Below are 21,477 nucleotides of genomic sequence, written 5' to 3' on the forward strand. Positions count from 1 at the left end.
CCTTATTCCGGCAGGTCCACGGTGAAGACGTTGGTGAACAGGTATTCCGCCCCGAACGCGGCGACGGCGGCGGTGACGAGCGCCGGAAGCAGAACGGCCGGGCGCAGACCCTCGAGCGCCCAGATCAGCAGCGTCAGGAACACGAAGGTGACGATGCCGAACGAGGCGACCTTGAAGTGCAGCAGCGCGACGTACAGCACCGAGCCCGCGAGCATCAGGACCGCGCCGCCGGGCCGGCCGCCGGTGAACTCCTCCCGGGCGCTGGCGGCCAGGCCGCCGGCGGCGCGCAGCCGCAGGATGCCGCGCGCCATCACCGCGATGCAGCACAGGATGACGATGGCGGCGGTCCATTTCGGCACCGGTCCCGAGCCCAGCGGCTCGAAGCTTCCGGGCGGCAGCCGGCTGGCCTGCACGAAGAACACGGCGCAGATCGCGGCCACGAAGGCCGAGACCCCGATCTCGGTGACGGGACGATGTTCCATGTCGGCGAGGTCCTTTGTGGCGCGCCCGGCCCGCACGGGCCGGGCGCGGATCACGTCACTTCTGGGTGGCAAGCTTGGCGATCGGCTCGATCGCCGTCCAGGTGCTCTCCAGATCCTGCTGCAACGCCTCTCCCTTCAGGAACACGTCGGCGAAGCCCTTGTCGGTGATGAACTTCTGGTAGCGGTCGGTTTCGGTCGCGGCCTCCATCGCGGCGGCGAAACCGTCGATCGCCTCTTGCGGAGTGTCCTTCGGGGCGAAGACCCAGGACTTGACGCAGAACTGCATGTCATAGCCCTCTTCGGCCATGGTCGGCAGGTCAGGCAGGCCGTCGAAACGCTCGGCGCCGGTATAGGCCAGCGGCTTGATCTGCGCCTCGGGGTTCTCGGAGCCGTCGGGCAGCAGGGTGAAGTTCACCACCTCGGCGCCCGAAAGTACGGTTGCATTGGTTTGCGCGCCGGTCAGGGCGGTGAAGTTGGCGGTGCCGCCGCCGATCTGCACGAAGCGGAATTTTGCGCCGGGGTTCTGTTCCTGCAGCATCAGCCCGGCCAGGTGGTTGATCGCGCCCAGGTTGGCGCCGAAGATCAGCGTGTCGGGCTCATCCTTGGCCTTGGCCAGAAGCTGCTCGACCGAGTCGATGCCGCTGTCCTTGCGCACCATCGGCGCCAGGCAGAACTCGCCGGCGCCGGCCACCGGCTCGAAGTCGCGCCAGCCGAAGTCCAGCGCGCCGGTGCCTTCGCCGCCCATCAGCGCGATGTGGATGATCAGGAAGGTGTAGCCGTCGGGCTCGGCCTCCATCACCCGGCGCGAGCCGATGGAGTAGTGCCCGCCGACGTTGACGATGGTGATCGGCTGCGACAGCGCGCCGCTTTCCTGCGCGCCGGCCTGCAGCACCCGCGCCATCTGGTCGGACGTGCCGCCGGCCTGGAACGGCACGATCAGCTTGACCGGCTTTTCCGGCCATTCGGCCAGCGCGGCGCCGCCGGTGGCCAGCAGCGCGGCAGCGGCGAGTCCCAGTAGTTTTCTCACGATATCCTCCTGTGGACGCATCATAATTTAGTGCTTATGATGCATTTTGTATTTGCGCATGATACCTTATGTAAATAGGTTTTCCGGCGCAAGACTTTCGTGCAGAGGACCGGCATGGGGCAGACCAATTTCCTTCTGGTAACCGCCGACCAGTGGCCCGGCACGCTGCTGGGGTGCGCCGGGCGCGGCGACATCGACACCCCGACGCTGGACCGGATCGCGGCGAACGGGGTCCGCTTCGCCAACGCCCATTCCGAGTGTCCGATCTGCATTCCGGCGCGGCGCAGCCTGATGACCGGAACCGCGCCGCGGGTGCACGGCGACCGCGTGTTCCAGCCCGCGCTGCCGGCGCCGGCGCTGCCGCACCTGGCGCGCGTGTTCCGCGATGCCGGCTGGCAGACGGGGGCGGTCGGCAAGCTGCACGTCTATCCGCCACGCGACCGGATCGGCTTCGAGGAGGTGGCGTCCTACGAGGAGGGGCGCCCGCAGCTGGGCGGGCCGGACGACTGGGAGATCTGGCTGGCCGAGCAGGGCCACGCCGGGCTCGGCCATGCCCACGCGATGTCCAACAACGGCTACGAGGTGCGTCCCTGGCACCTGCCCGAGGACACGCACCCGACGGTCTGGCAGGCGCGGCAGATGTGCCGGATGATCCAGCGGCGCGACCCGACGCGGCCGCAGTTCTGGCACCTGTCGTTCAACTTTCCGCATCCGCCGATCGTGCCGCCGCAGTCCTACCTGTCGATGTATGCCGGGCGGCGCATGCAGCCCGCGGTGCGCGGCGACTGGGCCGGCGAGCTGCCCGCCGCGCTGGAGCGGGTACGCCGTTCATGGCCGCCGCTGCCGGCCGAGCGGCTGGAGGAGGTGCGCCGCGCCTTCCACGCGCAATGCACCCTGATCGACCACCAGCTGCGGCTGGTGCTGGGCACCCTGCGCGAGCACGAGTTGCTGGACGACACCGTGGTGCTGTTCACCAGCGACCACGGCGACATGCTGGGCGATCACGGGCTGTTCGCCAAGCGGGTGATGCTGGCCGGCTCGGTCGGCGTGCCGATGCTGCTGATGGGGCGGAAGGGCTGCGACCGGGTGCCGGTGGGCGCGGTCGACGGCCGGCTGGCCTGCATGGCCGACATCATGCCGACGCTGCTCGACCTGGCCGGGCTGCCGGTGCCCGAGACCTGCACCGGCGAATCGCTGGCCGCGGCGCCGGGGCGAAAGACGCTCTATTGCGAGGCGCTCGAAGGGCAGGGCGCGATGCGCATGGTCACGGACGGCCGCTGGAAGCTGATCTGGTACCCGGCGGGCAATCGGGTGCAGCTGTTCGACCGGCAGGCGGACCCGGACGAGACCCGCGATCTGGCACGGGTGCCCGAACATTCCGGGCAGCGCGCGCGACTGACCGGGGCGCTGGTCGCGGAGCTCTATGGCGCGGACCGGGACATGGTGCGCGACGGCAATCTGCTGGGCTGTGCCGCCGCGCCGGTGACGGGCATGCCGGGGCGCGAGCTGAACGGCCAGCGCGGGCTGCACTGGCCCGAGCCTCCGAAGGGCGATCCGAACCGTGTGGTCGGCGCGCCGTGACCCGGTTCAGCGCCGGACGCCCTGCTCGGCGATGACGCTCTCGACCTGCGCGATGAAGCGTTCCGCGGCCGGCAGAAGCGGCGCGTCGCGCCGCCAGGTGACACCGCCTTCGCGCATCGGCATCGGCTCGCTGGTCGGCACCGGGGCGAGTTCGGAATAGGCCAGCGTGTGGGTGCGCGACAGGAACCCCAGCATCCGGCTGCTGCGCAGGATGTTCGACATCGCGCGGACCGAGTTGGTCTCGACCGCGGGCAGGGGCATCGTCACCCCGGCCTTGCCGAACAACCGCCGCAGCAGCTGCCGGCCGAAGGTCTCGTCCTGGGTCATCACCCATCGCTCCCCCGCCAGCGTGGCCAGCGATTTCGCGCCGCCGGCGTGGATCGGATGGTCGGTGCGCGCGATCACCTGCATCTCTTCCTGCAGCAGGATCCGGGTCTCGTAGGCGGCGCCGAAATGCGGGTCCGCCACCGAGGCGAAGAACATGTCCAGCTCGCCCGCGTCCAGCCGCGCGCGCAGATCGTCGTTCAGCGCCACGATCAGGCGGATGCGCATGTCCGGCTGATCCTCCTGCATGCGCGCGATCGCCACCGGCAGCAGCTCGTGGATCCAGTCGGGCCCCGCGCCGACGCTCAGCGTGCCGCCCGAGCCGGTCTTCATCGCCTCGATCCGCGCCGCCAGTTCCTCGGTGTTGCGCTCCAGCGTGCGGGCGTAGCTCAGCAGCGCCTCGCCATAGGGCGTGATCCTCAGCGGCCGGGTCGAGCGGTCGAGCAGCGGCACGCCCAGCTGCCGCTCCAGCTTGCCGATCGCCTGGGTCAGCGCCGGCTGCGACACCCCCAGAAGCTGCGCGGCGACGGTCAGGTTCCGGGTCGAGCACACGGCCTGGAACTGCGGCAGCCCGGTCAGCTTCATCATCGGCGCCGCCCCCGGCCGTGCCCGTTTATGCCGATGCTCCGCCGTCCATGCCGCACGTGCCGTTCCCACCTTGCCGACTTCATTGAGTTTTTTTAAGCACAATGGCTTCCCGTGCCCAAGGACAATTCGCGCCGGTTCGTCGGCCGCAACGCGATGCCGGCCCCGGCGACGCCATCAATGGCAATGCAGAGAAAGCTCTCGGGCGCCTTCAAGCCTGCGCGCGACCGGGCGCCCGCGCTGCCGGCACCGTCGCTCGGACCAGGGTCAGTCCCGGGTCCGCAGGCGTGCGCGCAGCGCGGCGGTGGCCTCGGCGTCGGCCTCCGGTGGCACGCCGCGCAGGACCACGCCGAACAGCGCCGCCGCGTCGTCGGCGGTGTAGCGTTCCAGCGCGACGTCGCGGGCCACCGCGGCGGGATTGCGGGTCAGCGGATCGCCGTAGCCGCCGCCGCCCGGCGTCTGCACATGCACCCGGTCGCCGGGCGCCAGCGGGATGTCCTGCTCTTTCGACAGGTGCGCGGGCACATGGGCAACACCGCCGCGCAGCACGGTGACCCGGTTCGGCGCGCCGTCGGACCCGCCCAGCACGCCCTGCGGGCCGAAGCGCCCGTGATCCATCACGAAGCTTGCGCGCGCGTGGCCGCGGCGAAGCTCCACCTCGTAATCCAGCCCGAAGCCGCCGCGATGCCGGCCGGCGCCGCCCGATCCCTCGCGCAGGGCGTAGCGGTGGTAGAGCACCGGAAACGCCTGTTCCATGATCTCGACCGGCGGCGCCTTGGAAATGCCGATGGTCGAGCAACCGTTGGTCAGGCCGTCGTGATCGGCGTTGCCGCCATAGCCGCCGCCCGACAACTGGTACATCACGAAGTCGCGGCCCCGCGCCGGATCGTGCCCGCCCAGCGCGAAGTTGCCGCTGGTGCCCGCGGGCGCGGCGGTCACCCGGTCGGGCAGCGCCTGCACCAGCGCGGCGAACACGGCTTCGGCGATGCGCTGGCTGACCTCGGCGGCGCAGCCCGACACCGGGCGCGGGTAGCGCGCGTCGAGGAACGTGTTCTCGATCCCGGTGACGTGCAGCGGCTCGAACGCGCCGGCGCTGATCGGCACCTGCGGAAAGATGTGCCGCATCGCCAGGTAGACCGAGCTGAGCGTGGTTGCGCGGACCGAATTCATCGGCCCCGCGCAGGGCGCGGCCGAGCCGGTGAAGTCGAAGGTCAGCGCGTCGCCGTCGCGGGTGACTGCCAGCCGGATCGCCAGCGGTTCGTCCACCACGCCGTCGCTGTCGATCCATGCGGTCGCCGCGAAGCGGCCCTCCGGGATCAGCGCGATACAGGCGCGCATCTGCTGTGCTGCGCGGGTGCGAAGCTCGGCAATCGCCCCGGTCACGGTGTCGTCGCCGTAGCGGTCCATCAGCGCGCCCAGCCGCTCGGCCCCGACCTCCAGCGCGGCGGCCTGCGCCTGCACGTCGCCGATGCGCTGGTCGGCGACGCGGATGTTGGAGCAGATCACGGCGTAAAGCTCGCGGTCCATCCGGCCCTGCTTGAACAGGCGCACCGGCGGCAGGCGCAGCCCCTCCTGCTCGACCGAGGTCGCCGACGCCGAGAACCCGCCGGGCACCGCGCCGCCCGTGTCCGGCCAGTGGCCGGTGTTCGACAGCCAGCAGTACAGCCGGTCGCCGCGGTAGAACGGGCGGGCGAAGCGCACGTCCATCAGGTGCGTGCCGCCGAGGTAGGGATCGTTGACGATGTAGACGTCGCCCGGCTGCGGCGCCGCGGCGGCGCCGTCGGCGATCATCCGGATCAGCGTGCGGGTGGACTGCTGCATCGTGCCGACGAACACCGGCAGCCCGCCCGCGCCCTGGGCGATCAGCGCGCCGTCGACCGCGTCGTAGATCCCGTCCGAGCGGTCGTTCGCCTCGGCGATCACCGGCGAGAACGCGGCGCGCGAGAAGCTGAGGTCCATCTCGTCGCAGACCTGTTGCAGCCCGGCCTGGATGACGCTGAGGGTGATCGGATCGAGGCTCATGGCGCGCCTCCGATGGCGATCAGCAGGTTGCCGTCCGCGTCGCCGGTGGCGCGGTCGCCGGGCGGGATCAGCACGGTGGTATCCATCTGCTCGACCACGGCCGGGCCGGGGATCGCCGCGCGCAGCGGCAGGTGGTCGCGCCAGTAGACCGCGGCGTCGCACCAGTCGGTGCCGAAGCGGACGGGCCGCGTGGCGGTTCGCGCCGACGCCACGTCCGCGCGGCGTCCGGCCGGATCGATCAGCGCCGACAGGTCCGGCTCGGCGCGCGTGCCGATGACCGAGGTGTTGGCGTTCACCACGCTGGCGCGGATTTCGGGCAGGCGGACGCGGAAGCGGCGCCAGTAGACCTGCTCGAACAGCTCCTGCAGCGCCTCGGGGGCGATGTCGGGCCGGTCCAGATCGACGCGCAGCAGATGCGTCTGGCCGACGAACTGCATGTCGACGCTGTGCAGCACCCGGCGCGCGCGGATGCCGACCGTTTCGGCGTCGATCAGGCGGTGGCCCCGCTCGGCCTGGGTGGCGAAGACCTGCGCCAGCCGACCCGGCGCCAGCGCCGCGACCGGGGTGTTGACGGTGTTGACGAAGTCGTGCCGCAGATCGGCGACGACGCAGCCGATGGCGTTGGTGATGCCGGGGCGGCCGGGGATCAGCACCCGCGGGATGCCCAGCTCGCGCGCCAGCTCGCACGCGTGCAGCGGCCCGGCGCCGCCGAAGGCGAACAGCGCGAAGTCGCGCGGATCCGCGCCCAGCGACAGCGACACCATGCGGATCGCCCCCGCCATCGTGGTGTTGGCCATGCGCAGCACCGCCTCGGCCGCGCCCGCCGCGTCCAGGCCCAGCGCCGCGCCCAGCCGGGCGAAGGCGGGCGCCACCGCCGCACCGTCGCCGCCCGCGAAGCGCCCCGCATCGAGCCGGCCCAGCATCAGGTTCGCGTCGGAAATCGTCGGCTCGGTGCCGCCGCGGCCGTAGCAGATCGGCCCCGGCACCGCGCCCGCGCTGTCCGGGCCGACCTGCAGCAGCCCCGCCTCGGTCACCCGCGCGATCGAGCCGCCGCCGGCGCCGACGCTGCGCACGTCGACCATCGGCACGTGGATCGGCATCGCGTACTCAAGCTCGATCTCGTTCGAGACCTGCGGCTGCGCGCCCCGGATCAGCGCCACGTCGGTCGAGGTGCCGCCCATGTCGTAGCTGATCAGGTCCGGCACCCCGGTCCGCCGCCCGATGTGCGCCGCCGCCATCACCCCCGAGGCCGGGCCGGACATCACCGTCTTGGCCGCCTCGTCGGCGACGCGGTCGGCCGAGACCATGCCGCCGTTGCCGGTCATCACCAGCATCTGCCCGCGGTAGCCGCCGCGCGACAGCTCGCCGCTCAGCCGGCGGACATAGCGCGCCAGCAGCGGCTGCACGCTGGCGTTGACCGCCGCCGTCACGCCGCGCTCGAACTCGCGGCTTTCGGACAGCAGCGCGTGGCCCAGGGTGATGTGGTCGTTCGGCCAGACCGTGCGCAGCAGCGCGCCGGCGCGGCGTTCGTGCTGCGGGTTGGCGTAGGCGTGCAGGAAATGCACCACGACCGAGACGCAGCCCGCCTCCAGCAGCCGGCGACCCGCCGCCAGCACCGCGTCTTCGTCGAGCGGGATCACGATCGCGCCCGCCGCGTCCATGCGTTCGGGCACCTCCAGGCGCAGATCGCGCGGGATTACCGGGGTAAAGGTGCCGGTCATGCCGTAGGGCTGCGGCCGGGTGCGGCGGCCCAGTTCCAGCACGTCGCGGAAGCCGCGCGTGGTGATCAGCCCGGTCCGGTCCAGCTTGCGCTCGAGCACCGCATTGGTGGTGGTCGTGGTGCCGTGCACGATCAGGTCCAGCGCCGGCAGGTCTACCTCTGCCGCGTTCAGCGCGTCGATCACGCCGAACGCCTGGTTGGCGGGGGTGCTGGGCACCTTGGCGATGCGCACCCGGCCGCTGGCCTGGTCCAGCTGCACCAGGTCGGTGAAGGTGCCGCCCACGTCGACGCCGACCACCAGTCCCGAGGGTGTCCGAGTCATCACGGCGGCTCCGGCTGATACTCGTTGGTGTGCAAATGATTTTGCGAAGCCGCGCCGCTTGTCAACGACCGCGCGTCGGCGGCGCGGGCTTCCATCGCGCCGGGCGCCGGCTAGGCTGGCGGCGATGACCGCGCGCCGCCTGCTTCCCCTCCTGCTTCTGCTGCCCGGCGGACCGGCGTTCGGCCACGCTTCCGAGCAGAGCTTCGTGCTGCTGTTGCCCACGGACGTCTACGCCGGCGCCGGGGTCGCTGCGGTTGCGGCCACGGTGCTGCTGCTGGCGGTGCTGCCGCCGCACGCCGCCGGGGCGCTGTTCCGGCCGCTGCCGTTGTGGCATCTGCGGCCGGCGCGGGGCCGCACCGCCGTCAGCCTGGTCAGCTTCGCCGTGCTGGCGGCGCTGATCGGCACGGGTTTGCTGGGACCGCGCGATCCGCTGGGCAATCCGCTTCCGCTGGCGATCTGGACGATCTGGTGGATCGGCCTGGTGGCGCTTCAGGGGCTGCTGGGCGATTTCTGGGGCTGGATCAATCCCTGGACCGGCCCGCTGGCGGTGACGCGGACGCTGACGCAGGTCCGCGCGCCGCTGCGCTATCCGCGCCGGCTGGGGTTCGCGCCGGCGGTCGTCAGCTTTCTGGGCTTTGCCGCGGTGCTGCTGGCCGATCCGGCGCCGTCGGACCCGGCGCGGCTGGCGCGTATGGTCGCCGGCTACTGGCTGTACGGCTATCTCGGCGGCGTGCTTTTCGGACCGGTCTGGCTGCTGCGCGGCGAGGGGCTGACGGTGCTGATGCGCGCCTATGCAAGGCTGGCGGCGCCGGGCCGCGTGCGCGGGCGCCGGGCGCTGGGCCTGCCGGGCTGGCGGTTGCTGCGCGCCCCTCCCGTGCCCGTCGGACTGGCGGTGTTCGTGCTGCTGATGCTGGGCAGCGGCAGCTTCGACGGGCTGAACGAGACCTTCTGGTGGTACGGCGTGCTCGGCCTCAACCCGCTGGAGTATCCTGGGCGCACCGCGCTGATCCTGCCGACGTTGGCGGGGCTGCTGGCGGCGAACGCGGCGCTGGTCGCGGCGTTCGCGCTGTGCGTCCGCGCGGGTCTGCGGCTGGCGCGCGCGAACCTGCCGCTGGCGTATGCGTTCCGGCTGTTCGCGCCCGCGATCCTGCCGATCGCGCTGGGCTATCACATCGGCCACTACCTCACCGCCCTGCTGGTCGACGGGCAGTACGTGCTGGCGTGGGCCAGCGATCCGCTGCTGCGCGGCGCCGACCTGCTGGGGCTGGGCCCGCATCCGGTCTCGACCGGGTTCCTGAACCGGAAGGACAGCGTGCGCACGGTCTTTCTGGCGCAGGCCGGCGCGGTGGTCGCCGGGCATGTGCTGGCGGTGCTGCTGGCCCACGCCCAGGCGGTGCGCATCTTCGGCGGCAACCGCCGCGCGGCGCTGAGCCAGGCGCCGCTGGCCGGGTTCATGGTGCTTTACACGCTGTTCGGGCTGTGGCTGCTCGCCTCGCCCCGGGCGGGCTAGGTGCCGGACAGGCCGGGGAAAGACGTGGACAAGGCGCAGGCCAGTTTGCACAGTACTCGCCACGGGGGCTGGCCCCGGGCGCAAGCGAGGAGACCCTCATGACCAGGAAGATCACCGAACCCGCCGGCCAGACCCGACGCGGCGCGCTGAGGACGCTGGCCGCCGGGGCCGGCGCGGCCGCGCTGCCGCTGTGGGCGCGCTATGCGCAGGCGCAGACATCCGAGCCGATCCGCGTCGGCTTCCAGGTGCACCGCACCGGCATCGGTGCCGCCTACGGTCGCTGGTACGACCGAACCACCCAGGCCGCCGCCAAGCTGATCAACGAGGCCGGCGGCATCAACGGCCGCCCGCTCGAGATCGTCGCCGAGGACGACGGCACCGACGCCAAGCGCGGCGCCGAAGTGGTCGAGAAGCTGGCCACCCAGCTGAGGTGCGACGTCGGCTTCGGCACGCTGTTCAGCCATGTCGTGATCGGCTCGGCGCCGCGCGCGGGCGAGCTGAAACTGCCGTATTTCGTGGTCTCGGAAGGGCACCACGTCGCCAGCGGCATGCTGAACCGCTGGACGCTGCAACCGGGCATCACCGATGTGAAAAGCCAGGTGCAGGCGATGGCGCCGTATGTGTCCAGCACATTGGGCAAGAAGGTCACGATGATCTTTCCCGACTTCGCCTTCGGCCACGATCACCGCGACTATTTCACCGCCGCACTGGAAGCGCAGGGCGGTCAGGTGCTGGAGCACATCGCCATCCCGCCGACCGAGACCAGCTTTACCAGGTATTTCCCGCGCATCCCGCGCGACACGGAAGTGATCTATCATGTCATGGTCGGCCCCGCGGTGCTGACCTTCGTCAAGGAGCTGGGCGAGTTCTTCGGCCCCTCGCGCCCCGAACTGTTCGGCTTCATCGACAGCCTCGAGGCGGTCAGCCTGGCCAGCCCCGGCCTGGAGTTCCTCGACGGCAGCTATTTCTGGGAGGGCAACCCGCGCTACGCCCAGTCCGACCAGACCAGCCACGACGCGTTCTTCCGCGAGCAGGTGGGCGTGGACGAAAACGGCGCCTCGGTCAGCGATCCGGACGACGTGTCGACCTATGCGCACATGTTCGGCTGCTGGGAGACGCTGTACGTCATCAAGAAGGGCATGGAGATCGCCGGCTATCAGGGCCCGGACGACCGTGCCGCGCTGATCGAGGCGGTCGAGGGGATCGGCGAGATGGAGCTTTCGGACCAGCACCCGCAGGGCGCCAAGCGGTTCAACGGCAAGACCCACCAGGCCTTCGGGCACCAGTACATCAGCCAGGTGCAGGGGGGAAAACTGATCAAGGTGCACACCACCTCGATCGAGGACACGCTGTATCCGGACGAGGTCGATTACACCACGCAGTCGCTCTAGCCGCATGGGGCAGGGCGCAACGCACGACAGCTGGTCCGCGGGCGACAGCTATGACGCCTACATGGGCCGATGGAGCCGGCAGGTCGCGATGCGCTTCCTGGACTGGCTCGACATGCCTCGGGGCCGAGACTGGCTGGATCTCGGCTGCGGCACCGGCGCGCTGAGCGCGGCGGTGCTGGCGCGGGCCGTGCCGGCCTCGGTGCTGGGTGTCGACCCGTCGGCCGGGTTCGTCGACCATGCCTCGGCCACCATTGACGATCAGCGCGCCCGCTTCGCGGTGGGCGATGCGGCATCGTTGCCCGTGGACGGCCGCTCGGTCGACGTGGCGGTGTCGGGGCTGGTGCTGAATTTCATCCCCGACCGCCCCGGCGCGCTGGCCGCCCTGGCCCGCGCGGTGCGGCCCGGCAGCACCGTGGCCGGCTATGTATGGGACTATCCGGGGCAGGGAATGGGCATGATCTCGGCCTTCTGGCGCGAGGCGGCCAAGCTCGACACACGCGCCGGCGACCTGGACGAGGCGCGGCGCTTTCCGCATGCCACCCGCGCGACGCTGCTGCAGGATTTCGCCGATGCCGGGCTGGACGGGGCCGAAAGCGCGGCAATCGAGATCGAGACGGTGTTCGACGATTTCGACGCCTACTGGCGGCCTTTCACCCTGGGCACCGGTCCTGCGCCGGGTTACCTGGCTTCATTGCCCGGGCCACAAGCCGAACAGTTGCGCGATGCGGTCAAGGCCGCGCTTGGCGACGGGCCGATCACCATGACGGCGCGTGCCTGGGCCGTGCGCGCCCCGGTCGCCGGCTGAGAGGGGCAGGCGCGGCGCATGGAATTCGGTCCCTACCTGCTGCTCGCCTCGCTGGAGGGCGCGGTCACCGCCGCCGTGCTGGCGCTGACCGCCGTGGGCCTGAGCCTGGTGTTCGGCGTGATGCGCGTGGTCAACGTCGCGCACGGCGAGTTCTTCATGCTGGGCGCGGTGCTGGCCTGGTGGATCGCCACGACCGTCGGTGGCCACCCGGCGCTGGGCTTCGCCGTTGCCCTTGTCGTGGCGCCGCTGATCGTGGGCGTGCTGGCCGCGCTGGCGGACATGACCGTGCTCAAGCGCGTCGCCTACGACCCCGAACGAACCATCGTCGCCACCATCGGCCTGCTTTACATCATCCAGCAGGTCACGCTGATGACCTATGGCCCCGAGGCGCGGCCGGTCGAGCCGCCCTTCAACCACCGGCTCGCCATTCCCTGGATCGAGAGGGTCGAGGGCAGCTGGCAGCTCTACTATCCGTGGGGGCTCAGCACGACCAGCTACAAGCTGGCGGTGATCGGGGCCGCCGCCGTCGTGCTGCTGGGTGTGTGGGCGCTGCTGGCGCGCACCAGGATCGGGCTGGTGATGCGGGCGACGCAGCTGGACCGCGACATGGCGACCGCCTTCGGCATTCCGGTCGAGCGGGTCTATGCGCTGGTCTTCGGCCTTGGTGCGGCGCTGGCGGCGCTGGGCGCGGTGCTGGTCGTGCCGATCCAGCAGGCGCACTACCTGATGGGGGGCGATCCGCTGCTGCTGTCGTTCATCGTGGTGATCATCGGCGGGCTTGGCAGCCTGCCGGGCACGGTGGCGGCGGCCATCCTCATCGGGCTGAGCGACGGCATCATCTCGGTGTTCTTCTCGCCGACGCTGGCCAAGATCATCGCGACGCTGCTGGTGGCGCTGGTGCTGGTGTTCCGTCCGCAAGGCCTGTTCGGGACCCGCGCCGCATGAACGAGGGGCTGGGCAAGTCCGCCGCACTGCATGTCGGCCTGATCGTGGTTCTGGCCGCGATCCAGTTCGTGCTGCCCGAGTATCACCAGGGCAATCTTGCGCGGATCATGGTGCTGGCGGGATATGCCGCCGGGTACAACATCCTGTTCGGCTATACCGGGTTGCTGAGCCTTGGCCACGCGCTGTTCTTCGCCGCCGGCATGTACGGCATGGGCCTGTCGATCCGGCTGCTCGACGCCGCGCCCGCGCCCGCGCTGCTGGCCGGGCTGGCGGCGGGGGCCGTTGTGTCGCTGGTGATCGGGGTGCTGGCGCTGCGCACGGCGGGGGTCGCGTTCATGATCGTCACGCTGATGTTCGCGCAGGCGGGATACCTGACGATCCTGCTGATGGGCGCGTACACGCGCGGCGACGAGGGGTTCGTCATCAGCCAGGCGCAGCGGGTGATGTGGGGGATCGACCTGAGCGATCCGGTCAACCGCTACTATGCCGCGCTGATCCTGTTCGCCGCCTGCCTGCTGGTCACGCTGCGGCTGCTGCGAACCCGCTTCGGCCGCGCCCTGATCGCGATCCGCGAGAACGAGGAACGCGCCCGGATGCTGGGCTACGACGTGTTCCGGTTGAAACTGGGCGCGGTGGTGATCTCGGGCACGATGTCGGCGGCCTCGGGCGCGGCCTATGGGCTGCTGTTCGGCTATGCCGGGGCCGGCTTCGCCAGCGTGCAGTACTCGATCTTCCCGCTGCTCTGGGTGCTGCTGGGGGGCGCCGGCACGGCGCTGGGCCCGTTCGTCGGCACGCTGTTCATGTTCTACCTGATCGACCTGTCGAGCGGGCTGACCACCGCCTACATGCTGGTCGCGGGCGTCGTGCTGGTGCTGGTGACGCTGTTCGCCCCGCAGGGCCTGGCCGGGGAACTGCGCCGCCGCGCCTGGAGGTGGCTGCCATGAGCCTGCTCCGCACACGCGGCCTGACCAGGCGGTTCGACGGGCTGACGGCGGTCGAGGACGTGGATTTCGACCTGCCGGAGGGCCAGGTGCGGGCGCTGATCGGTCCCAATGGCGCGGGCAAGACCACGTTCGTCTCGATGCTCTGCGGACGGATCTGGCCGACGTGCGGCACGGTGGAATTCGCCGGCCGCGACGTCTCGGCGCTGCCCGCGCACAAGCGGATCGCCTTGGGGATGGCGTATACGTTCCAGATCACCTCGGTCTTTCCGCGCCTGACGGTGGCCGAGAACGTCGGGCTGGCCGCGCGCCGCGTCCGGCTGGAAGGCGAGGGCGCGCGGCTCGCGCAGGCGCTGAAGCGTGTGGGGCTGGGGGCGCACCACAAGGCGCTGGCGGGGGACCTGAGCTATGGCCATCAGCGGCTGCTGGAAATCGCGATGGGGCTGGCGCAGGAGCCGCGTCTGCTGATCCTCGACGAGCCGACGCAGGGCCTGACCGACGCCGAGATCGACGCTTTCAAGGCGCTGGTGCGTGCGCTGAAGGCCGCGACCACGATCTTGCTGATCGAGCACAACATGAGCGTGGTCATGGAAGTCGCTGACCGCGTCACGGTGCTGGATTTCGGCAAGGTGCTGGCTGAAGGCCCGCCCGCCGCGATCCGCGCGGACCGCGCCGTACAGGCCGCCTATCTGGGAGCGCCTGCCTGATGCTGGAATTGCAGGGAATCGGCGCGGGATACGGGCAGGCGCAGGTGCTGCGCGATCTGTCGCTGACCGTGGACGGAGGCGAGATCCTCTGCCTGCTGGGGCGCAACGGCGCGGGCAAGACCACGACGATGAAGGCGATCATGGGCCTGCTGCCGCTGATGTCCGGCAAGGTTCTGCTGGACGGGGTCGAGGTGAGCGCGCTGCCGCCGCACCGGGTGCCGAGGCAGGGGCTGGGGTACATCCCGCAGGGCCGCCGCCTGTTCGGCGAGCTGACCGTCGCGCAGAACCTGGAGGTCGGGCTGATGGCGCGCGGTGCGGGGGCGGATGTGCGCGAGCAGGTGCTGGACCTGTTCCCGCGCCTGCGCGAGCGGCTGCGGCAGCGCGCGCAGACCCTGTCGGGCGGCGAGCAGCAGATGCTGGCCACCGCCCGCGCGCTGTGCCTGTCGCCCAAGGCGCTGCTGCTGGACGAGCCGACCGAGGGGTTGCAGCCGTCGATGATCGACGCGATCCGGCAGGTGATCCTGCGGATGCGCGCGCAGGGCGTCGCCGTGCTGCTGGTCGAGCAGCGCGTGGACGCGGTGCTGTCGCTGGCCGACCGGGTCGCATTCCTTGAGAACGGCCGGCTGGCCCGGACACTTCCCGCCGCCGACCTGCGCGCGGATCACGCGATCGTCGACCGCTATCTCGGCGTCTAGGCCAGCTTTTCCAGCAGCGCCAGGAACATGTGGCGCTCGGGCGCGGTCAGCGGCGCCAGCGTGTCGTCGGTGATGCGCCGCGCGCGCGGCGCCAGCGCGTCGAACAGTCGCCGACCTTCGGCGGTCGGGGCCACGGCCACGCGCCGCTGGTCCGCCGCGTCCGGCCGGACCTCGACCAGGCCGCGGACCCGCAGCCGGTCGATCACGCCCTTGATCGTCGCCGCATCCATCGCCGTCGCGCGGCCGAGCGCGTTCTGCGAAGCCTGCTCCAGCTCGCACAGCTTGGCCAGCGCGGCGAACTGCGTCGGCGTCAGCTCGGGGATGCTGGCGGCAAAGATGCTCAGGTGCCGCTGCTGCGCCCGGCGCAGCACGAAACCGACCTGCTCTTCGAGGCGGTATCCGGTCGTCGGGGCAAGCGAATCCTGCGGCATGGGGCGGTCCTTCGACGGGCGTTGACAGGTGCGCGCACCTGTCGCACCATCGTTTGTACACCAACAAGTTCCGCGCACCAACCGCGGGGAGGTCGGCACGTGGTCGCGTACTACAGGCCAGGCAGGCTGAGCGAGGCGCTGGCGATGCTGGCGGACGCGCCGATGACCGTCGCCGCCGGGTGCACCGACCTGTTTCCCGCCACCGAACGACGCGCCCTGAGCGGAACGGTTCTGGATCTGACGGCGATCGCCGGGTTGCGCGGCATCGCGGCTACGGCGGACGGTCTGCGGATCGGCGCCTGCACCACCTGGACAGACCTGCTGGCGGCCGATCTGCCGCCCGCCTTCGACATGCTGAAACAGGCGGCGGCCGAGGTCGGCTCGGTGCAGATCCAGAACGCGGGCACGGTCGGCGGCAACCTGTGCAATGCCTCGCCGGCGGCCGACGGGGTGCCCTGTCTGCTGGCGCTCGACGCCGAGGTGGAGCTGGCCTCTGCCGCCGGTCACCGGCGCATGCCGCTGGCCGGGTTCCTGACCGGGCCGCGGCGCACCGCGCTGACGGGCGGCGAACTGCTGAGCGCGGTGCATGTGCCGCGCGCCGCGATGCAGGGCGACAGCCGGTTTCTCAAGCTCGGTGCGCGGCGCTATCTGGTGATCTCGATCGCGATGGTCGCGGCACGCCTGTCAGTGGACAGCGGGCGCATCGCTGAGGCTGCGGTGGCGGTGGGGGCGTGCAGCGCGGTGGCGCGGCGTCTGCCCGCGCTGGAGGCGGTGCTGCGCGGCGCGCCGGCCGCGGATGCGCCGCGCCTGGTCCGCCCGGACCTGGTCGCGCCTGCGCTGGCGCCGATTTCCGACGTGCGTGCGGACGCCGCCTACCGGCACGAGGCCGCGGCGGTGCTGGTGCGCCGGGCGCTGGCGGGCCTGATACCCGCCGGAGTGCCCGCATGAACCGGCCGGTGGACCTGCTGCGGCTGACGGTCAACGGGCGCGACCACGCCCTGCCGGTGGCACCGGGCCGGCGCCTGTCCGAGGTGCTGCGCGAGGATCTCGGGCTGCGCGGCACCAAGGTCGGCTGCGACGCCGGCGACTGCGGCGCCTGCACCGTGCTGCTGGACGGCGCGCCCGTATGTGCTTGCCTGACGCCGGTGGCGCAGGCGGCGGGCCGGTCGCTGACCACGATCGAGGGGCTGTCCGGAAACAAGCTTTCGCCGCTGCAGCAGGCGTTCCACGCCCATGGCGCGGCGCAGTGCGGGATCTGCACGCCCGGCATGCTGATGGCGGCAACGGCGCTGCTGCGGGCGTCGCCGCATCCCACGCGGGCCGAGGCCGAGGCGGCGCTGGGCGGCGTGCTGTGCCGCTGCACGGGCTACGGCAGCATCATCGACGCGGTGGTCGGCGCGCCTGCGCCGATCGCCGCCGGGTCGGGCGTCGGGCAGCCCGTGGCCCGGCTCGACGGGATCCCCAAGGTCGCGGGCACCGAGGTTTTCGGCGCCGACGTCGCGCCGGACGATGCACTGAGCGTGCGCGCCATCCGCTCGCCCCACGCGGCGGCGGGCTTCGCCTTCGGCGACATCGACGGCTGGATCGCCCGGCAGGGTGGCGGCCTGCAGGTGTTCACCGCCGCCGACATTCCGGGCGAGAACCGCTTCGGCGTCATTCCCGATTGCGCGGACCAGCCGGCGCTGGCGGAGACGGCAGTGCGCTTCCGCGGCGAGGCGGTGGCCCTGCTTGCCGGCGCCGCCGACCGGGTCGAGGCGGCGGCGCTGGGCGATTTCCCGGTGACGTGGAGCCCGGTGCCGGCGCTGGTCGATGCGCGCCTGGCGCCCGGCGCCCCGCCGCTGCACGCGCACCGGCCCGGCAATCTGCTGATCGCGGGCCGGGTCCGGACCGGCGATGCCGAGGCGGCGCTGGCCGCGTCGGCGCACGTCGCCGAAGCCGAGGTCGAAACGGGTTTCGTCGAACATGCCTACATCGAGCCCGAAGCCGGCGCCGCCTGGCTCGAGGGCGAGACGCTGGTGATCCGCGCCTGCACCCAGGCGCCTGTGCTGGACCGCGATTCCACGGCCCGCGTGCTGGGTCTGCCGCCGGACCGGGTGCGGATCATTCCCACCGCCGCGGGCGGCGGGTTCGGCGCCAAGCTCGACCTGTCGGTGCAGCCGCTGGTCGGGCTGGTGGCGCTGAAGACCGGGCGGCCGGCGCGGATGGTGTTCACCCGCAGCGAATCGATGGCCGCCAGCACCAAGCGGCACCCGGGCCGGATGCGCGGCCGCATCGGCATCGATGCCGCCGGCCGGGTGACGGGGATGACCTTCGACGGCGATTTCGACACCGGCGCCTACGCCAGCTGGGGGCCGACGGTGGCGGTGCGGGTGCCGGTGCACGCCTCGGGGCCGTACCGGACGCCCGCCTACCGGGCCGAGGCCCGCGCGCTGCACACCAACAACCCGGTCGCGGGGGCGTTCCGCGGTTTCGGCGTGCCGCAGGCGGCGGTGCTGCAGGAAACGCTCTACGACGATCTGGCGCTGTCGGCGGGGATCGACCGGCTGGAATTCCGCCTGCGCAACGCGCTGCGCGACGGCGACCGCAGCCCGTGCGGGCAGGTTCTGCACGGCGTCGGCATCGCCGAGTGCCTGGAGGCGTTGCGCCCGCACTGGCGCCGGGCGCTGGCCGAGGCTGGCGCCGCGCCGCATCGCGGCGTCGGCGTCGCCTCCTGCTGGTACGGCTGCGGCAATACCGGCCTGCCCAACCCGGCGACGGTGCGGGTCGGGATCACCGCCGACGGGCGGCTGCGCCTGCACCAGGGCGCGACCGACATCGGCCAGGGCGCGAACACTGTGGTCACGCAACTCTGCGCCGAGGCGCTGGGCCTGCCGGCGGAGCGGTTCGAGCTGATCGGGCCGGACACCGCGCTGACGCCGGACTGCGGCAAGACCTCGGCCTCGCGCCAGACCTACATCACCGGCAAGGCGGCGATGCTGGCGGGGGCGGCGCTGCGCGCGCGGATCCTGGCGCTGGCCAACACCGGCCCCGATGCGCGCCTGTCGCTGGACGGCGGACGGCTGCGCGCCACCGATGCGCGCGGCGGCCGCGAGATCGCGCTGCGGGATCTGCCGGCGGATGCGAACGGCTATGTGCTCGGCGCCGAGGAGCGCTACGATCCGCCCACCGGGGCGCTGGACGCGGACGGGCAGGGCACGCCCTATGCGGTCTACGGCTACGGCGCGCAGATGGCCGAGGTCGCGGTCGATCCGGAGTTGGGCACGGTCCGCGTGCTGAAGATGACGGCGGCGCACGATCTGGGCCGCGTCGTCAACCCGCTTCTGGCCGAGGGGCAGGTGCGCGGCGGCATCGCCCAGGGCCTGGGCATGGCGTTGATGGAGGAATACGTTCCCGGCGTCACCGAGAACCTGCACGACTACCTGATCCCGACCACCGGCGACATGCCCGAGATCGAGGCGATCTTCGTCGAGAAGCCGGACCCCGAAGGGCCGATGGGCGCCAAGGGGCTGGGCGAGCATGTGCTGATCCCGACCGCGCCGGCGATCCTGAACGCGATCCGCCACGCCTGCGGCGCGCGCCTCACCCGGCTGCCGGCGCTGCCGCACCGGGTGCGCGCGGCGATCCGCGATGCGGAGGGCGCGCCGTGACCGTTCCCCGGCGCGACAAGCGGCCCGAGAAGATCCGCTGCGACGCCTGCCCGGTGATGTGCTACATCGCCGAGGGGCAGCTGGGCGCGTGCGACCGCTACGGCAACCAGGGCGGGAAGATCGTGCGCTGCGATCCGCTGACCCTTCTGGACCGGCGCATCGCCGCCGGCGACGAGGTGCGGCCGTTTCTGGCCTCGGAATGGGACGGCGAGGTGTTCGGCTTCGAAAACCTGGACGTGACGGCGATCGGCGCCGGCACCACCTATCCCGATTACAAGCCCGCCCCGTTCATCGTCAGCCGCCAGATCGACGGCGTGGATTTCGTCACCGTGGTGACCGAGGCGATCTTCTCCTACTGCGGGGTGAAGGTGAAGATCGACACCGACCGGCATCTCGGCCCCGAGGCCGCCTGGGTCCGCGCGGCGGGCGAGATCGTCGGCCACGTCACCACCGCCGAGTATGGCTCGCAGATGCTGTCGCTGGGCGGGGTGGAGCACCTGACCGGCGGCTCCAAGGCCGAGGGCCGGGTGACCTGCGATGTGCTGATGCGGCTGTGCAACCGCGAGGCGGTCACCCTGGCCATCGACGGCGGCGCCGAGGTCGTGGTGCAGTCCGGCCAGCCGCCGATCGTCGACGGCGGGCGCGAAGTGCGGATGCGCGTCGGCTGCGGTTCGGCCACGATCGGCATGTTCGCGGCGCAATGGCACGGGCTGGTCGACGAGGTGGTGGTGGTCGACGATCACATCACCGGCGTGGTCAGCGAGCACCAGGCCGGCAAGGTGCTGGGCTGGCCGGATACCGGGATCCGGATCAAGGGGCGGCGCTCGACACCGGGGCGGTATTTCCAGGTCGCGCGGCCGGGGCTGGGCTGGGGCGGCACCGACGTCGACGACCCGCTGGCGATCCTGGGTGAGTGGAACCCCGGGAAGGGCGCGCGACCCGGGCTGACCCTGCTGATGGTCTCGACCACCGGCGAGCAGCACGGCTACTTCGTTCTGGACCACGACCTCGTGCCGCGCCCCGCGCCGCTGCCCGAGGCGCTGCGCGCGACCGTCGCGCTGATCGCCGAGAACTGCGAGCCGGCGCTGTGCACGGTCCTGTTCGTCGGCGGGGCGGGTGGCTCGCTGCGGTCGGGGGTGACGACGAACCCGGTGCGGCTGACACGCTCGGTCCAGGCGCTGAAGACCAGCGTCAGCTGCGGCGGGGCGCCGGCCTGGGTCTGGCCCGGCGGCGGCATCACGCTGATGATCGACGTGGCCACCATGCCCGAGGGCTCGTTCGGCTATGTGCCGACGCCGGCCATCGTCGCGCCGCTGGAGTTTCGCCTGCCGCGCGAGGATTTCCGTGCGCTGGGCGGGCATGACGCGGCCGTGCGCAGCATCGAGGACGTGCTGGCGCGCGGCGGCGAATACGGGGCCGAGGTCCGCACCGTGGCGCGCCCCGGCAAGGGCTGAGCATGCTGCGCGCCGCCGCCGCGCTGCTGCCGGACGGCCGGCTGCATCTGCACCACGGGCCGATCGACCTGATCGTGGACGCGCACGGCCCCGGGCGCGCGGCGGCGTTCGACCGGGTCCGGGCGCGGTTCGCGACGGTGCTGGAGGAACTCGCGGCCGAATTGCCCGAACTGCGCCGCCCGGTGACCGGGGCGCCGCGCCTGCACGGCACGGTCGCGCGCCGGATGCTGGTCGCGGCCGCGCCGTTCGCGCCGGCGTTCGTCACGCCGATGGCCGCGGTCGCCGGCGCGGTGGCGGACGAGATGCTGGCCGTGATCCGCGCGCAAGGCGGGATCGACCGCGCCTATGTCAACAACGGCGGCGATGCCGCGCTGTGGCTGCGGCCCGGCCAGTCGATGCGCGCCGCGGTGGCCGCGCCGGTGCCGGCGATGCTTTCGCTGACCGCCGGCGACGGCGTCGGCGGCGTCGCCACCTCGGGTCGCGGCGGGCGGAGCCATTCGCTGGGGATCGCGGACAGCGTCACGGTGCTGGCGGCCTCGGCCGCCGCCGCCGACGCCGCGGCGACGCTGATCGCGAACGCGGTCGATCTGCCCGGGCACCCGGCGATCCGGCGCCGGCCGGCGAACCGGCTGTCGCCGGACAGCGATCTGGGCGCGCGCCCGGTGACCATCGCCGTCGGCGCGCTGGGCGAGCGCGAAGTCGCGGCGGCGCTTGAGGCCGGCGCCCGCGCCGCGGCGACGTATCGGGCGCGCGGGCTGCTGATCGGCGCCATCCTGATGCTGGGCCGGCAGCATCGGATCGTCGGCGCGGCGCCGACGGTTCCCCTGAATGCGGGCAGCGGTGCGGGAGACTTGCGCGCCTTCGGTCGATTGACCGGCAGTTAAGTCG

General features: G+C 72.0%; 18 protein-coding genes. 12 read left to right on the plus strand and 6 right to left on the minus strand.

The features are described from left to right. Window positions 1-2 precede the first annotated feature (2 nt). Window positions 3-482, minus strand: a complete 480-nt coding sequence (locus tag GE300_RS03630; RefSeq protein WP_154445012.1) for a tripartite tricarboxylate transporter TctB family protein — start codon at window positions 480-482, stop codon at window positions 3-5. A gap of 55 nt (window positions 483-537) precedes the next feature. Then, window positions 538-1,509: a tripartite tricarboxylate transporter substrate binding protein gene (locus tag GE300_RS03635; protein WP_325063083.1), complete on the minus strand. Its 972-nt coding sequence runs from the start codon at window positions 1,507-1,509 to the stop codon at window positions 538-540. Between the two features lie 114 nt (window positions 1,510-1,623). On the opposite strand from GE300_RS03635, the gene GE300_RS03640 reads away from it, so the two are divergent. Further along, complete coding sequence (locus tag GE300_RS03640) at window positions 1,624-3,090, plus strand: sulfatase-like hydrolase/transferase (protein ID WP_154445016.1); 1,467 nt, start codon at window positions 1,624-1,626, stop codon at window positions 3,088-3,090. A gap of 6 nt (window positions 3,091-3,096) precedes the next feature. Here the strand turns inward: GE300_RS03640 and GE300_RS03645 are convergent, their stop codons facing one another. The 3 genes from GE300_RS03645 to GE300_RS03655 all read right to left on the minus strand — a co-directional run bounded on the left by GE300_RS03645 (window position 3,097) and on the right by GE300_RS03655 (window position 8,063). Next, window positions 3,097-4,002: a LysR family transcriptional regulator gene (locus GE300_RS03645; protein WP_154445018.1), complete on the minus strand. Its 906-nt coding sequence runs from the start codon at window positions 4,000-4,002 to the stop codon at window positions 3,097-3,099. A gap of 264 nt (window positions 4,003-4,266) precedes the next feature. Continuing rightward, window positions 4,267-6,021: a hydantoinase B/oxoprolinase family protein gene (locus GE300_RS03650; protein ID WP_154445020.1), complete on the minus strand. Its 1,755-nt coding sequence runs from the start codon at window positions 6,019-6,021 to the stop codon at window positions 4,267-4,269. Then, on the minus strand, window positions 6,018-8,063 hold the full coding sequence (locus tag GE300_RS03655; RefSeq protein WP_154445022.1) for a hydantoinase/oxoprolinase family protein: 2,046 nt from the start codon (window positions 8,061-8,063) through the stop codon (window positions 6,018-6,020). Before GE300_RS03655 ends, GE300_RS03650 begins: the two co-directional genes overlap by 4 nt. Window positions 8,064-8,187: 124 nt before the next feature. On the opposite strand from GE300_RS03655, the gene GE300_RS03660 reads away from it, so the two are divergent. The 7 genes from GE300_RS03660 to GE300_RS03690 all read left to right on the plus strand — a co-directional run bounded on the left by GE300_RS03660 (window position 8,188) and on the right by GE300_RS03690 (window position 15,057). Beyond that, complete coding sequence (locus GE300_RS03660; protein ID WP_154445024.1) at window positions 8,188-9,573, plus strand: hypothetical protein; 1,386 nt, start codon at window positions 8,188-8,190, stop codon at window positions 9,571-9,573. A 98-nt stretch (window positions 9,574-9,671) separates the two neighbouring features. After that, window positions 9,672-10,964 carry an ABC transporter substrate-binding protein gene (locus tag GE300_RS03665; protein ID WP_154445026.1) on the plus strand — a complete coding sequence of 431 codons (1,293 nt, stop codon included), beginning with the start codon at window positions 9,672-9,674 and terminating at the stop codon, window positions 10,962-10,964. Window positions 10,965-10,968: 4 nt separating this feature from the next. Further along, the gene (locus GE300_RS03670) at window positions 10,969-11,769 is read left to right on the plus strand and encodes a class I SAM-dependent methyltransferase (protein ID WP_154445028.1); all 801 of its coding nucleotides are present in this window, start codon (window positions 10,969-10,971) and stop codon (window positions 11,767-11,769) included. 18 nt (window positions 11,770-11,787) lie between these two features. Next, window positions 11,788-12,714: a branched-chain amino acid ABC transporter permease gene (locus GE300_RS03675; RefSeq protein WP_154445030.1), complete on the plus strand. Its 927-nt coding sequence runs from the start codon at window positions 11,788-11,790 to the stop codon at window positions 12,712-12,714. Further along, window positions 12,711-13,658 carry a branched-chain amino acid ABC transporter permease gene (locus GE300_RS03680; protein WP_154445031.1) on the plus strand — a complete coding sequence of 316 codons (948 nt, stop codon included), beginning with the start codon at window positions 12,711-12,713 and terminating at the stop codon, window positions 13,656-13,658. Before GE300_RS03675 ends, GE300_RS03680 begins: the two co-directional genes overlap by 4 nt. Further along, entirely contained in the window at window positions 13,655-14,362 is a 708-nt protein-coding gene (locus GE300_RS03685) for an ABC transporter ATP-binding protein (protein ID WP_154445033.1), read from the plus strand. The genes GE300_RS03680 and GE300_RS03685 overlap by 4 nt, the downstream gene beginning before the upstream one ends. Continuing rightward, a complete protein-coding gene (locus GE300_RS03690) occupies window positions 14,362-15,057 on the plus strand; it encodes an ABC transporter ATP-binding protein (protein ID WP_154445035.1) in 696 nt (231 codons plus the stop codon). Before GE300_RS03685 ends, GE300_RS03690 begins: the two co-directional genes overlap by 1 nt. Here GE300_RS03690 and GE300_RS03695 read toward each other — a convergent pair. Further along, window positions 15,054-15,488, minus strand: coding sequence for a MarR family winged helix-turn-helix transcriptional regulator (locus GE300_RS03695; protein WP_154445036.1), 435 nt, complete (start codon window positions 15,486-15,488; stop codon window positions 15,054-15,056). The genes GE300_RS03690 and GE300_RS03695 overlap by 4 nt on opposite strands. Before the next feature lie 99 nt (window positions 15,489-15,587). Between GE300_RS03695 and GE300_RS03700 the strand changes: the two genes are divergently transcribed. From GE300_RS03700 to GE300_RS03715, 4 genes are read left to right on the plus strand one after another with little or no spacing between them, the layout of a single operon-like run. Next, on the plus strand, window positions 15,588-16,436 hold the full coding sequence (locus GE300_RS03700) for an FAD binding domain-containing protein (RefSeq protein WP_325063084.1): 849 nt from the start codon (window positions 15,588-15,590) through the stop codon (window positions 16,434-16,436). Then, complete coding sequence (locus GE300_RS03705; protein ID WP_154445037.1) at window positions 16,433-19,135, plus strand: molybdopterin-dependent oxidoreductase; 2,703 nt, start codon at window positions 16,433-16,435, stop codon at window positions 19,133-19,135. Before GE300_RS03700 ends, GE300_RS03705 begins: the two co-directional genes overlap by 4 nt. A gap of 56 nt (window positions 19,136-19,191) precedes the next feature. Then, window positions 19,192-20,589, plus strand: a complete 1,398-nt coding sequence (locus GE300_RS03710; RefSeq protein WP_233416780.1) for a 6-hydroxynicotinate reductase — start codon at window positions 19,192-19,194, stop codon at window positions 20,587-20,589. A 2-nt stretch (window positions 20,590-20,591) separates the two neighbouring features. Then, the gene (locus tag GE300_RS03715) at window positions 20,592-21,473 is read left to right on the plus strand and encodes a UPF0280 family protein (RefSeq protein WP_154445038.1); all 882 of its coding nucleotides are present in this window, start codon (window positions 20,592-20,594) and stop codon (window positions 21,471-21,473) included. Window positions 21,474-21,477 lie beyond the last annotated feature (4 nt).

Origin of the sequence: Halovulum marinum (assembly GCF_009697225.1) — a bacterium.
GTDB lineage: Bacteria > Pseudomonadota > Alphaproteobacteria > Rhodobacterales > Rhodobacteraceae > Halovulum > Halovulum marinum.

What these genes read in the sequence shown, in the direction of transcription:
- GE300_RS03640 (WP_154445016.1), top strand. Translation starts at nt 1,624, where the DNA reads ATGGGGCAGACCAATTTCCTTCTGGTAACCGCCGACCAGTGGCCCGGC.
- GE300_RS03710 (WP_233416780.1), top strand. Translation starts at nt 19,192, where the DNA reads ATGTGCTACATCGCCGAGGGGCAGCTGGGCGCGTGCGACCGCTACGGC.
- GE300_RS03690 (WP_154445035.1), top strand. Translation starts at nt 14,362, where the DNA reads ATGCTGGAATTGCAGGGAATCGGCGCGGGATACGGGCAGGCGCAGGTG.
- GE300_RS03645 (WP_154445018.1), bottom strand. Translation starts at nt 4,002, where the DNA reads ATGATGAAGCTGACCGGGCTGCCGCAGTTCCAGGCCGTGTGCTCGACC.
- GE300_RS03650 (WP_154445020.1), bottom strand. Translation starts at nt 6,021, where the DNA reads ATGAGCCTCGATCCGATCACCCTCAGCGTCATCCAGGCCGGGCTGCAA.
- GE300_RS03680 (WP_154445031.1), top strand. Translation starts at nt 12,711, where the DNA reads ATGAACGAGGGGCTGGGCAAGTCCGCCGCACTGCATGTCGGCCTGATC.
- GE300_RS03670 (WP_154445028.1), top strand. Translation starts at nt 10,969, where the DNA reads ATGGGGCAGGGCGCAACGCACGACAGCTGGTCCGCGGGCGACAGCTAT.
- GE300_RS03715 (WP_154445038.1), top strand. Translation starts at nt 20,592, where the DNA reads ATGCTGCGCGCCGCCGCCGCGCTGCTGCCGGACGGCCGGCTGCATCTG.
- GE300_RS03695 (WP_154445036.1), bottom strand. Translation starts at nt 15,488, where the DNA reads ATGCCGCAGGATTCGCTTGCCCCGACGACCGGATACCGCCTCGAAGAG.
- GE300_RS03630 (WP_154445012.1), bottom strand. Translation starts at nt 482, where the DNA reads ATGGAACATCGTCCCGTCACCGAGATCGGGGTCTCGGCCTTCGTGGCC.
- GE300_RS03660 (WP_154445024.1), top strand. Translation starts at nt 8,188, where the DNA reads ATGACCGCGCGCCGCCTGCTTCCCCTCCTGCTTCTGCTGCCCGGCGGA.
- GE300_RS03705 (WP_154445037.1), top strand. Translation starts at nt 16,433, where the DNA reads ATGAACCGGCCGGTGGACCTGCTGCGGCTGACGGTCAACGGGCGCGAC.
- GE300_RS03675 (WP_154445030.1), top strand. Translation starts at nt 11,788, where the DNA reads ATGGAATTCGGTCCCTACCTGCTGCTCGCCTCGCTGGAGGGCGCGGTC.
- GE300_RS03655 (WP_154445022.1), bottom strand. Translation starts at nt 8,063, where the DNA reads ATGACTCGGACACCCTCGGGACTGGTGGTCGGCGTCGACGTGGGCGGC.
- GE300_RS03685 (WP_154445033.1), top strand. Translation starts at nt 13,655, where the DNA reads ATGAGCCTGCTCCGCACACGCGGCCTGACCAGGCGGTTCGACGGGCTG.
- GE300_RS03665 (WP_154445026.1), top strand. Translation starts at nt 9,672, where the DNA reads ATGACCAGGAAGATCACCGAACCCGCCGGCCAGACCCGACGCGGCGCG.